We start from the raw sequence: 11,911 nt of genomic DNA on the forward strand, positions 1-11,911 counted from the left end.
AGCCGGTGATGGAAAATGGCCGGAAGCGGAAGAAAGGTGGTCAAAGCCAAGGCGGTTATATCCTCAATTCTCATAGCTCTCTATATCGGAGCGGTAATCCTAACGGCCTCGACACTGATAGCGTCCAGGAAAAAGACGTTCTTGGGGGAACCAGCGGTTAAACTCCTGCACGTTCACATCATCTACGGAATGATAATGCTCTGCGTCATTGCGGTTCATCTGTATCTCAATTGGGGCATGTATAAGAGTGAACTGAAGGTCCTTAGGAGCTAGCTATTTTTTCTATTATTTCCACGGCCCTTGGGACGGCCTTTTCAACACTGCTGCTCAGTTCGGTTCCAAGTTCTATCTTTTCAACGACTATCCCAACGAAGTGGACTTCAGCCTTTGCGAGCCTTTCGTCCAGCTTCATCAGCAGTTTGAGGCCGTCTATTACTCCCATAAAGTGGGCGCTCCTCAGTTCTGCCTTCAGCTTCTCAAAGACACCCCTCCCTTTAAGGTGAACGACGCTTCCCGGTGCGAATTTGTCGCTCAACACGGCATCGATGATTACCAACCTCTCCTCGCCTTGATAGTTGTTCGAGAGCAGAAAAATGTCCGTTCCTGCTTCCAAGACGTTATATCCTTTTTCGGCGAGGATTCTGCCGACCTTGAGTCCAACTCCGTCGTCCTTCATCAGCTCGTTGCCGAGGGCAATGATGAGCGTTCTCATTTTTGCCTCCCCCAGTGAGTTGCCTCTGGAGTTTATGAGCCTTATCGAAACCCTTATATACTCTTTGCAATAGTTACAATTATCTTAAAATTAAAAGGAGAGATGTTCCAATGGTGAGAAAGATTGCACCGCTGGTTCTGGTGCTCGTCGTTTTCTCGGCCGGTTGCCTCGTACAGACCGGGGGCAAGACCGCGTCATCAAGTTTCGCCCTCAACGTGACCTACACGCCGTTTAAAGTGCCCATCAACGTGACGGTTGTCGCGATTAACGTGAGCGCTAACTTCATCGGCTACAAGAGCCTTGTCATAAACGATATCTATCCTGCCGTGCTGATAAAAGCGGGCCCGAATGTAAAGAACGTTTCCGCCTTCAGGCTTTCAAAGGACGTTTACATGCTTCCCCTGTACCTGTTTAACAATTCCCTAAGGACGTACTCCGCAACGGTGTGGCTCAAGAACGGCTCCATTGCGATAGCGAACATAAGGTTCTCGGGGACTCCAACAAAAGTCGTTGACGTTGTCGTCAACTACGATGTCGAGAAGAACGGGACGCACTACGTCGTCAGGCCCATCGGATGGTCCCTGAAAAGGATAACCCTCTGGAACGAGACCTTCAACGTAACTGTTGAACTGCCGGAGCCAATTCAAATTGCCAACGCTCCAACTGTTGAATTCAAGAACGACACCTACGTCCTGCCAGAGGTCTGCAAAACGACGAGCGGTGGAGTTACGGTAACCTACAGATACTCTATCGGCGAGATTCACGTTATTGGGTCGAAGGGAGATGCCTTTGTCGGGAAGGTGTACTTCCCCTGCGAGAAGATGGCGGAAAAGTGATTCAGGAAATCAACTCAACTTTTTCCTTCTTTGCCGGTTCGATTGAGAAGTAAAAAAGGAAATCAAAGCTTCGCGACGTGCACGGAACAGGAGATGCACGGGTCGTAAGCCCTTACCACCATCTCGGTGAGGAACTTAAGCCTCTCCGGGTCGTCGTTGTAGTGCTTCTCGGCCATCATCCTGACGTGCTCCTCCATCATGGCGAGGTTGAAGGCAGTGGGTGTTATGATGTCCGCGTAGGCGACCTTTCCGTCCTTCACTTCGAGCGCGTAGACGAGGATTCCGCGCGGTGCCTCGGTCGTGCTGACGCCGAAGCCGTCTTTCACAGTTACCTCGTCCCTCGGCCTTATCGGCCACTTCGCGAGGGCCTCGTCAAGCAAATCGATTCCGCGCTCGATGAAGTAGACGAGCTCAAGGGCCTGAGCCAGGTTGTTGGCGAAGGGGTTCGTTGGGCGGAGAAGCTCCTTATGAGCATCGTAGAGTTCCTTCGCCCTGCCGTAGAGGAGCTTCCAGTTGTTGACGACGCGCGAGATGGCACCGACCATGAAGGGCTTTCCGTGGTAGTGGGAGTGCTTGGCGAAGCTGTGCTCAACTACGAACTCCTTTATGTGCTCCTTATAACTCTCGCTCGGGAACTCGTTTCCGTCGCTGGCCTTTATGTAGTCTCCGTAGATTCCATAGACGTCGTTCCTCGGCTTCACGGCGAGGTGCGTTATCGGTCCCTCAACCTCCCTGTACTGCTCCAGCTTGGCGAACAGCTCGAAGGTGTACTCTGCCTTCGGAAGGGCTTCCTTAAGTTTATCCTTCATCCTCTCGAGGGTTTCCCTGCGTGGGAGCTTTCCGAAACCACCGAGGACGACGTTCTCCTGGTGTATGGCCCTCGCGCCAAGCTCGTCCATCATCCAGCTTCCGAGGTTCTTGAGGTCGAGGGCTATGCCTATCTCCTTCTTGTACTTATCAACCATGTGGAGCGGTCCGGAGTAGCCGAGGTAGTCCGGCAGGACGAGGAGGTAGAGATGCAAAGCGTGGCTCTCAATCATGTCGCCGATGTAGAGGACCTCTCTCAAAGCCCGAATCTCCTCGCGTGGGGTGAAGCCTATCGCCTTCTCGGCCGCCTCCACGGCGGTGAGCTTGTGCGCCGCTGAACAGAAGGAGCATATCCTCGGGTAAACCGCAAGGGCCTCGTCGAGCTTCTTGCCGATGGTTATGGCCTCGAAGAACCTCGGCCCCTCTATGATGTTGAGCTTGACCTCCTTGACACCATCGTCGCCGATGACTATCTCGACGCCACCCTTGCCCTCTATCCTTGCTATGTGGTCAACGGTGATTGGCAGGTAAACGTTCTTCATGAGCCATCACCCTCAAAGATTTTCTCAACCATCTCCTCAAGCTTCTCGTTGTGGGCGTTGAAAATCTTCATCCTCTCAAGGATTTCCTCCTTGGTCAGGCCCTTCTCCTTGAAGACCCTCGCGAGGGAGTCGAACCAGGCAACGTCGTAGCCTATCGCGCCCCTGCAACCGATGCACGCTATTCCAAAGCTTGGACACCTCGCATCACAGCCGGCCCTCGTTATCGGACCGAGACAGGGTTCACCCTTCTCAAGGAGAACGCACGGGTTGCCCTTCAGGCGGCACTCGAGGCAGACCGGGTAGTCTATGTCTTCTGGCCACGAGCCGATGAGGAACGTTCCGAGGGCGTAGAGGAAGTCCCTCTTCTCCGGCGGACAGCCGTAGATGTTGTAATCAACTTTAATGTACTTTGAAACTGGCTCCGCCATCTTGGGCTGGAACTTGACCTTTGCATCGCCGTAAACCCTCTTCCAAAGCTCTTCGAGGGGTTCGTCCTTCCCCCAGCTCTGGACTCCACCCTGAACGGCACAGGAACCGACGGCGACGACTATCTTTGCGTTCTCGCGGATTTTCTTGACGAGCTCTACCTCTTCTTCTGTTGAGACGCTGCCCTCGATGAAGGCTATGTCAACCGGCTCGTCCTCGACGCTGTTCCTGTCGAGCATGTACCAGCAGACTATCTCGGCGTTCGGTATCAGCTGTAGCAACTCGTCCATCATGGCCAGCTGGAGCTGACAGCCGTAGCAACTCGTTAGGGCGTAAAAGCCAATTCTGAGCTTTTTCTTTTTCATTGCCACCACCTCAGTCCAGCAGACCGGGGGTTGATATTATGTCGAAGTACCCGAAGACGGGTCCGTCCTTGCAGATGTACTTCCAGCTAGTGCTCGTTCCGGCAACGCAGTGGCCGCATTTCCCTATTCCGCACTTCATCTTCCTCTCCAGGGTGACATAGATGTTCTCCGGCCTGTAGCCGTAGTTAATCAGCGACTCGAAGACCGACTTGTACATTCTTGGCGGGCCGCAGATGGCCACTGCCGTTTTCTTCGGGTTGGTGTTGGCCATGGGAATGAAGTTCTGAGGCCTTCCATGCAGTCCGGGCCAGTCGGGGTCTCTGGTTACGCTCTGGATTATCTTGACGTTCTCGGCCTCCGCCAAATCCTTCATGGCCTCAAGCTCCTTGTAGAAGAGCAAATCTTTTCCATAGCGGGCTGTGTTGATGAAGGTTATGTTGCCGTACTTCCAGCGGTTGTCCATCGCGTAGAGGAAGACGCTCCTCAGCGGTGCCGTTCCAAGGCCGGCAGCTATGAGGAGCAGGTCCATGCCTTCCCAGTCGTCAACCGGGAAGCCGTTGCCGTAGGGACCGCGAACGAGAACTGTATCTCCCGGCTGAAGTCTGTGGACGACGGTGGTGACCCTTCCAGCTTTCCTGATGCACAGCTCGAAGAAGCCCCTCCTCATCGGCGAGGAGCAGATGCTTATCGGAACCTCTCCAACTCCTGGTATAGTTAGCTGGACGAACTGACCGGGCCTGAACGTCCAGGTCTCGGCTATCTTCGGGTCCTCAAAGCGGAAGAGGAAGAGCTTCTCCTTTTCAGTAAGGGTGTAAACCTTGAGGACCTTAACCCTGTGAAGGGCGTAGGGGTTGTCGTTGGGCATCATAATCTCCTTTGGAACCTCGCTCATACGTCCTCACCCCTGATGTTTTTAGCGTAGGCAAACCCCCTCTTCGGAATCTCCTCGACGATTTTTCCCGGACACGTGCGTTCCTCAAGGCCGAGGATGACGCGCAGATTTCTCACGAAGCTTATTCCTGCGGGACAGAAGGCGGTACACCTACCGCAACCGACGCAGAAGCTCAGCCCGAGCTTTTGGTTGTAGGAGTTCTTACAGAGGTAGCGGTTCATGAAGCGGTCCTTCTTCGTCGGCCTGAAGTTGTGACCCCCGGCAACGAGACCGTGGCTTCTGAACTGACAGGAATCCCAGCGCCTCTCGCGGTAGCCGGTTACACCGTCGAGGTTTACTATGTCCTGCACCTCGTAGCAGCGGCAGGTGGGACAGACAAGGTTGCAGATTCCGCAGGCGAGGCACTTTTCGCTCTCTTCCTCCCACATCGGGTGCTCCATCTCAAGCTCGAGAAGGTAGCGCAGGTCACCCCAGTCCTCGTGGTATCTAAAGGCCTCGCTCCTCTTCCTCTCGAACTCCCTGAAGGCGCAGATGTCCTCTGTTGTAACTTCATCGAAGAGCTTGATGTTCTTGTCAACTATCCTGTGGCCCTTGGGCGAGCCAACGCGGACGAGCCATCCATCGGGAAGCTCGTGGAAGAACCAGGTCAAAACCGTCATCGGCGAAGTCCGTCTCGCGGAGATTGCAGAAGCAATATTCATCGGGCATACAGCTGATTCCTATTATGATTCCCTTCTCCCTGCGAACCTTGTAGTACTTGTCGGGGAGCTCATCGAGGTAAACGGTGTCGAGTATCTTAAGGCCAAATATGTCGCAGGCGTGAAGACCGAAGAGCACGAACGGTTCGACGTCCTCCAGAACTTCTCTGTATTCCGGCTTGCTCAGGTCGAACTCGAAGAGCTTCTCCCTCGGCTTGAAGAAGAACTTCTTCGGGGGCATTATCGTCCTCGTGTAGTGGAACTCGACCTTTCTGACGTCGTCTACCTCCCTGAAGTCGTAGAACTTCTCCGATATCTTGACCGGGGCGTAGAGCTTGCCCCAATCCTTGAGCCTTTCAAGGAACTTGTATGTGTTCTCTTGAGGTAATTTAACGTACCTCAATCCAATCACCTCCGGTGAGCATGATAATACATCTGCTCATTTCTGTGCCCTCAACGGGAAATTGGTCTGCTGCCTAAAAAAGCGTTTTTAAACCCGAGAATTGTAAACCAAAGGTTTACATCGTTTGTTTGTTCAAAAGAACAGAGAACAGAATTTATCCTGTGGTTGGTCCTTAGACTTATGTTAACCAAACGAACCGGAAACCTTTTATTAGGGATTCCGAACGAGTGCCGGTGCTTGTGGTATGAAGTCACAGATGCTCGGAGCGGCGATGGTGGTGCTGTTAGCGTTATCCCCCCTTACGGGAGCCGTTCCTTCACTACTCTGGAAATACTCTGACACATGCGCTGTATTTTCAATAGCCCTCAACGAAAACGGAACAATCGGTCTCGCCTTTGGTTACTACGCGGAGCTGTTGAGCCCCGATGGAAAACTCCTCTGGAAAGCGCCGACGCGCGGAATAGCTTACTCCTCTGCCCTCTCCGATAGCGGGATTCTCCTAATCGGAACTGAAGGTAGGTGGCTTCAGGCCTTTAAGAATGGGAAGGTTCTCTGGGAGAGGGAGCTCAAAAATGCCGTTGTTAGCGTTTCAATCTCCCAGAATGGTAGCGTTGCCGTTGCAGGAGACGCTTCGGGGTGGGTTTACCTCTTCAAAAACGGGAAGCTTATATGGGAAAGACGGGTTGGAAACTACACGTGGAGCGTTTTGCTCCAGAACGACACGGTGTTTGTGGGGGCTGACTCGGGGGTTTACTCTCTTTCAGTATCGGGGAAAATCCTCTGGAGCGACAATATTGGTCCGGTTAGGAAGGTGCTGACTGCTGGAAATGAAGTTTTGGCTCTCGTAGTTCCGCAGTCGGAGCTGTGGAGTGAGCTCGTTGCCCTCAGCTGGAAAGGAAACCCTCTCTGGAAGCGGGAATTCAAGGGCTATGCAAGGGCGGTTTCAACGGATGGAAAGGCCATCGCAGTTGCTGGAAACTTCGGGAACGTTACCCTGCTGAGCGTCGGTGGGAGCATCGTTTACTCGGTTCCCCTCGTTGGCTACGCCTATGATGTAGGAACAAAGAACGGTTACACGGTCGTGAGTTATGCCAGAACGGCCGAGTTAATAGCCCCGAATGGAACCGTTGTCTGGTTCGTGCATTTTAATGGAACAGCTTACCATGTGGCCTTTTCTCCCAGAGGGTATTTCATAACTGAATACGGCTCGCACGATGTCCAGAACTGCTACAGCGTCATAGAGGCGTGGAGCCTCTCAAGGGTCTCAGCGACGGCCTCCACTGAGGGACTATCAAATCGTGAAGGCTTCGGCTTCAATCCCTACCTAGGAGTCATTCTTATCCTGGCGGTCGTTCTCATGGGGGTCCTGCTATGGCGGAAGCGGTCGTAGCTAACAACCTTGTCAAGCGCTACGGCGACTTTGAGGCTGTGAAGGGAATCAGCTTCAGGGTCAAGCGGGGAGAGGCCTTCGCCTTACTCGGCCCCAACGGGGCAGGGAAAACAACTACTGTTAGAATGCTGACGACCCTGACCTCAATAACTTCCGGTGAGGCCTACGTGAACGGGTTCAACGTCAGAACCGAGAGGCTCGCGGTGAGGCGCTCGATAGGTCTCGTTCCGGACGTTTCAAACCTCTACGACGAGCTGACCGTTAGGGAAAACCTGCTCTTCATGGCAAAGCTCTACGACGCCCCCCGCGAGAGGGTCGATGAGCTGATAAGGGAGTTCGAGCTTCCGGCCGATAAGAAGTTCGGTAAGCTGAGCACGGGCTTTAAACGAAGAGCTACTATAGCGGCCGCGCTGGTTCATGAGCCGGAAGTGCTCTTCCTCGACGAGCCAACGAACGGCTTGGACGTTCACTCCGCGAGGGCTGTGAGGTCTTTAATCCGCGCCCTGAACAGGCGGGGAATGACGGTCTTCATAACGACCCACAACATGGTTGAGGCCGAGACGATTCCCCAGAGGATAGCGATAATGAAGGCCGGAAGGATAGTCGCTGAGGGTAAGAGGAGCGAGCTCGCGAAGCTGGTTGGGAGAAAAACCGTCGTTAGACTCTCGGTCGAGCCCATGAGCTCATCCCTTCTGAGGGCCCTTGAACGCTACAATCCTTCCTTCGAGGAGGGGAAGCTCGTCTTCGAGGTCGATAATCTTGACGGCTTTCTGGAGGAGCTGTGCTCGCTCAAGGTTGAGCTCGGCTTCAGGGTTACCTCCCTGTGCACCGAGATTCCCGGAATTGAAGACGTTTTCGTCGAGCTGACCAAGTGCCCGTGCCGGGGGTGTCCCCTTTGAAAGTCCTAACAATAGCGGAGAAGGAGCTGAGGGAGTACCTGCTGAAGCCCGGTTCAATAAGCTGGGGCGTCGTTTTTCCGCTCGTCTTCACGCTGGCCTTCGCGGTGCGCTTCGGGGACGTTGACCACCTCGCCCCCGGCCTGCTGACCATCTCGGTCCTCTTCGGCACGACCTCCTTCGTTTCCTCTTCGGTAATCTTCGAGAGAAGGCTAAGGACGTTTGAGAGGCTCCTCGTTGCGCCCGTGAGCTACCTTGAAATTGTCCTCGCGAAGGTTCTGACCGGTTCCATCTTCGGACTCTTCGTCGGCCTTGTGAGCCTGCTTTTTCTGAGGTTCTTCATGGTTTATCCAATCTGGAGCATTCCTTTCCTCGCGGTCTATCTGGTTCTCTCGGCCGTTGCCTTCTCCGCCCTCGGTCTCTACGTTTCCCTCGTCGTTGAGAACCCGATAAACGCAATGACGTGGCTAAATCTCATAAGGCTGCCCATGATGTTCACGAGCGGGGCAATAGTCTCCCTCCTGCTCTTCCCGAGGTGGTTCATAGCTGTTGGCTTACTCACCCCGATGACTTATGCCGTTGACGGCCTGCGCTTCGCAATGCTCCACTACTACGACGTCGTAAATCCACTCTACGCTCTCCTCGTTCTGGTTCTGCTTGCGATGGTTTTCGTTTACCTCTCGGTTACGAGGATTGAGCGCCTTTACTGAACCTGAGGACGAAGAACAGGATTACCATAAAGACGGTTATGTACTCGCTCCAGACGAAGGGGACGATGCCAATAACACCAAGCGTGAATATCACCGCCAGAACTATCACAATCACGAGCAGGATTCTGTAGACTGTTTTCCTCTCCATGCCATCACCGAACAAAGAAAAGGGGAGGAGCTTAAAAATCAGCCGGTCGCGTTGGCGGTTGTGTTGGCGGAGCAGACGAGGGGCTGTGGCTGGTACTTGAAGACCTGTGGGTGGAGCAGTTCGGCCATCTCCCTGATTGCGAGCACAATCCTCGGGCTGGGCCTCTGGAAGACGTTGGGGTCGCTGACCGTGTACACTCTGCCGGTTTTTGCCGCCTTTATCGTGGAGAGCGGGCCGGAGCAGAATATCTTCGGGTTGACGTAGGCTGAAGCTATTATTACAACGTCCGGGTTTCTTGCAATGATTTCCTCCTCGCTGACGGCCTTCCAGCCCTTAATGTCTGCGAAGGCGTTCCTTCCTCCAGCTATCTGGATGATGCTGTTTGCGAAGGTGTCGTTTCCGGCTATCCAGTAGCCGTTGTATGTGCTGACGAGGTACATGACAGTCGGCCTGCTCTGGTTCGCAACGAGGCTCTCGATGTAGCTTATCTGGGCCTTCATCTCGGCTATCACAAGAGCAGCCTGCTCCTCTCTGTTGAGTATCTTTCCGAGCAGTTCAATCTGTTCATAGATTCCGTTTATGCTCTTGGGATTGACGATTACGACCGGTGCTATCTTTTCCAGGCTCTCGAGGAAACCCTGCTTGTAGAAGACGGCGTTGTCCGCTATAATCAAATCCGGCTTGAGCTTTGCTATCTCCTCCAGATTAGCGTAGGCCCCGTAGCCGCCAACCTTCGTTATGTTTTTAACCGCGGGAGGCCAGTCGGCGTACTTCGTAACGCCAACGAGCTTGTCGCCGGCTCCGAGATAGAATATGGTCTCCGTGATGCTCGGTGCAAGCGAGACGATTCTCTGCGGCTCCTTTGGAATCGTTACGGTTCTGTTCATCATGTCCTTGATTGTAAGCGGGTACTTCGTCTTGAACGCGTCTGGATGGAGAAGCTTTGCCATAGTCTCTATTCCCCGTATAATTCTCGGGCTGGGATGTATCAGGTCGTTCTGGTTTTCAATCATGTAGACGTGTCCTTCCTCAACGGCCTTGGTTCCGGCAAAGAGCTTGTAGGCCTCTTCAATGGTCATGCCGCAGTGGGGCGTCAGGATTATTACGTCCGGATTCCTCGCTATGACCTCCTCAACGCTGACCTGGGGCCAGTTCTTGGTGTCGTTGAAGATGTTGATGCCGCCGGCTATGCTGATAACGTCGCTTATGAAGGTGTTCCCCCCGGCGGTCATCAGAGGTTTGTTCCAAACGACGTAGAAGACCTTGACTTTGGGCTGGTTCTTCATGAGCTCCTTCATGGCACTGACCTCAGCATTGAACTCATCTACGACCTCCTTCGCCCGGTCTTCCCTGTTGAAAACCTTTCCGAGGAGTTCTATTGCCTTCGGTATCTGGTCTAGGGTCTTGGGAGCGATTATAATAACGGGAGCGATTTTCTCAAGGTCTTGGAGGTAGCCCTTCTTGTAGAAGACGGCATCGTCCGCTATAATTAAATCCGGCTTGAGTGCGGCAATCTTCTCAAGGCTGGCGTAGGCTCCGTAGCCGCCAACCTTCGTTATGTTTTTAACCGCGGGAGGCCAGTCCTCGTAACCTGTGTCCCCAACGACCCTGTTGAGAACGCCGAGGTAGTAGAGGTCCTCCGTTATGCTCGGGGCAAGGGAAACGACTCGCTTGGGTTCGGATTTTATCGTAACTGTTCTGTTGGCGAAATCCTTAATCGTTATCGGATAATAGGGCTTCTGCTCTTGGACGCTTGACGTTGTGTGGGTTGTGGAGGTCGTCTTTGAGGTGGTTGAAGTCTGCGGAGGAGCCGTGGTTTTCGTGGGACTTGTTGTGTTGCTGGAGGATATACAGCCCGACGCCACGACGGCCCCGAGCAGTATGAGGATTATCAAGAAGGCTGTCCTTCTCATGTCTACCACCTGGACGTTTTGTCCAAGAAGGGTGTGGGCCAAGGGTATTTAAGATTGTTGGATAATATTGCCACCCTGGGTTCTGCCAACCCTGAAGAGGTCAACCCGCGTGATGATGCCAACTATCTTGCCTTCCCTGTTCTGAACGAGAACTGCGGGGTTGTCCTCGAGAAGGTACTTCACGACTTCCAAATCCTCATCCTCGTTGACTATCGGAAACGGCTCCTCCATGACCTCCATGACCTTCCTCCCGTAGATGTCCTCATATTCAAGGCTCTTCCTGACGAGGGTTCTTTCCGTAACGGACCCAACAACCTTGTTTCCCGAGATAACAGGAATCTGGGAGATGTTGTGCTCGTTCATAAGTTTTATTACTTTTTCAACGGTCTCGTAGGGTTTCACGGATATAACGGGAGAAGACATAACGTCTTTTGCCCTGGGCTGGGCCTTCTTGCACTCAAGTAATGCCTGGAGAATTCGGTTCAGCGTTGAGAGCCTCGGGTCAACTTTACCGGCCTCGAGCTTCGCTATGTAAGCCTGCGTCACTCCGGCCTTTCTGGCGAGCTCCTCCTGAGTTATGCCGAGTTCCTTTCGAATTCGCTTGATTTCTCTGGGGTCAATGGGCCTGGGGATTACTACCACAAATAACCACCGGTTATTAAAAGCGGTGTGGGAGTTAAAAACTTTCCTAAAATCGGCTTGTGGGCCGGGCACAGAGACCCGCGCTCATTCGCTCACGCGGGTGGATGCTCCCGGCCCTGTGGGCTCGGCGTGAGCACGCTCCGCTCATTGAACCCGACCACCTCGCGGAGGCGGGAAGACCGAGCCCGTGCGAGGGGTAATGTCCCCTCGCTGTCGGCGATGAAGAGTAGGACTGAGGGCTTAAAAGCTTTAGCCGATGGATATGAGAACAACCCCGAGAACCGCTAGGGTCAGTCCCTCGAATATTCTGGCGCTCGGCCTCTCCCTGAGGAGAAGAACCGCAAGCAGAGAGGCTATTACCGGGTTTATTGCTGAGACTGGGGCGGCTATCGGCGAGCCGACGAGCGAAACTGAGTACACGAAGAGGTACTGGCCGAGTATCAAGCCGAGAACGGCGGCACCAACGAGAACGAGGGCTTCTTTTCTGCTTATCCCTCTTACCTCTTTCCCGTATCTTGGGAGGAAGACCGA

General features: G+C 53.7%; 13 protein-coding genes and 1 pseudogene. 5 read left to right on the plus strand and 9 right to left on the minus strand.

Translation table 11 applies throughout. The features are described 5' to 3' along the window. Nucleotides 1–15 precede the first annotated feature (15 nt). Entirely contained in the window at nt 16–273 is a 258-nt protein-coding gene (locus MVK46_RS07030) for a hypothetical protein (protein WP_297535918.1), read from the plus strand. Here the strand turns inward: MVK46_RS07030 and MVK46_RS07035 are convergent. After that, complete coding sequence (locus MVK46_RS07035; RefSeq protein WP_297535919.1) at nt 263–712, minus strand: hydrogenase maturation protease; 450 nt, start codon at nt 710–712, stop codon at nt 263–265. The genes MVK46_RS07030 and MVK46_RS07035 overlap by 11 nt on opposite strands. Before the next feature lie 110 nt (nt 713–822). Here MVK46_RS07035 and MVK46_RS07040 point away from each other — a divergent pair, with 110 nt between their 5' ends. Continuing rightward, nucleotides 823–1,548 (plus strand): hypothetical protein, encoded by a 726-nt coding sequence (locus MVK46_RS07040; RefSeq protein ID WP_297535920.1) that lies wholly within the window; start codon nt 823–825, stop codon nt 1,546–1,548. Between the two features lie 62 nt (nt 1,549–1,610). On the opposite strand, the gene hydA is transcribed toward MVK46_RS07040, so the two are convergent. From hydA to hydB, 4 genes and pseudogenes are all read right to left on the minus strand, one after another. After that, on the minus strand, nt 1,611–2,897 hold the full coding sequence (gene hydA, locus MVK46_RS07045; protein WP_297535921.1) for an NADPH-dependent hydrogenase/sulfhydrogenase 1 subunit alpha: 1,287 nt from the start codon (nt 2,895–2,897) through the stop codon (nt 1,611–1,613). Next, on the minus strand, nt 2,894–3,688 hold the full coding sequence (hydD, locus tag MVK46_RS07050) for an NADPH-dependent hydrogenase/sulfhydrogenase 1 subunit delta (protein WP_297535929.1): 795 nt from the start codon (nt 3,686–3,688) through the stop codon (nt 2,894–2,896). The genes hydA and hydD overlap by 4 nt, the downstream gene beginning before the upstream one ends. Before the next feature lie 10 nt (nt 3,689–3,698). Then, the gene (gene hydG / locus MVK46_RS07055; protein ID WP_297535922.1) at nt 3,699–4,580 is read right to left on the minus strand and encodes an NADPH-dependent hydrogenase/sulfhydrogenase 1 subunit gamma; all 882 of its coding nucleotides are present in this window, start codon (nt 4,578–4,580) and stop codon (nt 3,699–3,701) included. Continuing rightward, nucleotides 4,577–5,681, minus strand: a pseudogene (gene hydB / locus MVK46_RS07060) (NADPH-dependent hydrogenase/sulfhydrogenase 1 subunit beta). The gene hydG and the pseudogene hydB overlap by 4 nt, the downstream one beginning before the upstream one ends. A gap of 244 nt (nt 5,682–5,925) precedes the next feature. Between hydB and MVK46_RS07065 the strand changes: the two are divergent. Genes MVK46_RS07065 through MVK46_RS07075 form a run of 3 tightly spaced genes read left to right on the plus strand, consistent with a single transcriptional unit; the run spans nt 5,926 to nt 8,677 of the window. Further along, complete coding sequence (locus MVK46_RS07065) at nt 5,926–7,071, plus strand: PQQ-binding-like beta-propeller repeat protein (protein ID WP_297535923.1); 1,146 nt, start codon at nt 5,926–5,928, stop codon at nt 7,069–7,071. Next, nucleotides 7,053–7,970, plus strand: a complete 918-nt coding sequence (locus tag MVK46_RS07070) for an ABC transporter ATP-binding protein (RefSeq protein WP_297535924.1) — start codon at nt 7,053–7,055, stop codon at nt 7,968–7,970. The genes MVK46_RS07065 and MVK46_RS07070 overlap by 19 nt, the downstream gene beginning before the upstream one ends. Further along, complete coding sequence (locus MVK46_RS07075; RefSeq protein WP_297535930.1) at nt 7,958–8,677, plus strand: ABC transporter permease; 720 nt, start codon at nt 7,958–7,960, stop codon at nt 8,675–8,677. Before MVK46_RS07070 ends, MVK46_RS07075 begins: the two co-directional genes overlap by 13 nt. Here MVK46_RS07075 and MVK46_RS07080 read toward each other — a convergent pair. From MVK46_RS07080 to MVK46_RS07095, 4 genes are all read right to left on the minus strand, one after another. Continuing rightward, entirely contained in the window at nt 8,652–8,825 is a 174-nt protein-coding gene (locus MVK46_RS07080; protein ID WP_297535925.1) for a hypothetical protein, read from the minus strand. The genes MVK46_RS07075 and MVK46_RS07080 overlap by 26 nt on opposite strands. A 38-nt stretch (nt 8,826–8,863) precedes the next feature. Next, nucleotides 8,864–10,738, minus strand: a complete 1,875-nt coding sequence (locus MVK46_RS07085; RefSeq protein WP_297535926.1) for an ABC transporter substrate-binding protein — start codon at nt 10,736–10,738, stop codon at nt 8,864–8,866. Between the two features lie 48 nt (nt 10,739–10,786). Further along, the gene (locus MVK46_RS07090; RefSeq protein WP_297535927.1) at nt 10,787–11,380 is read right to left on the minus strand and encodes a CBS domain-containing protein; all 594 of its coding nucleotides are present in this window, start codon (nt 11,378–11,380) and stop codon (nt 10,787–10,789) included. Nucleotides 11,381–11,629: 249 nt separating this feature from the next. Beyond that, nucleotides 11,630–11,911, minus strand: a 282-nt coding sequence (locus MVK46_RS07095; protein ID WP_297535928.1) for a DMT family transporter, incomplete at its 5' end; no start/stop codon positions are given.

This window comes from Thermococcus sp., from assembly GCF_027066465.1.
Lineage (GTDB): Archaea > Methanobacteriota_B > Thermococci > Thermococcales > Thermococcaceae > Thermococcus.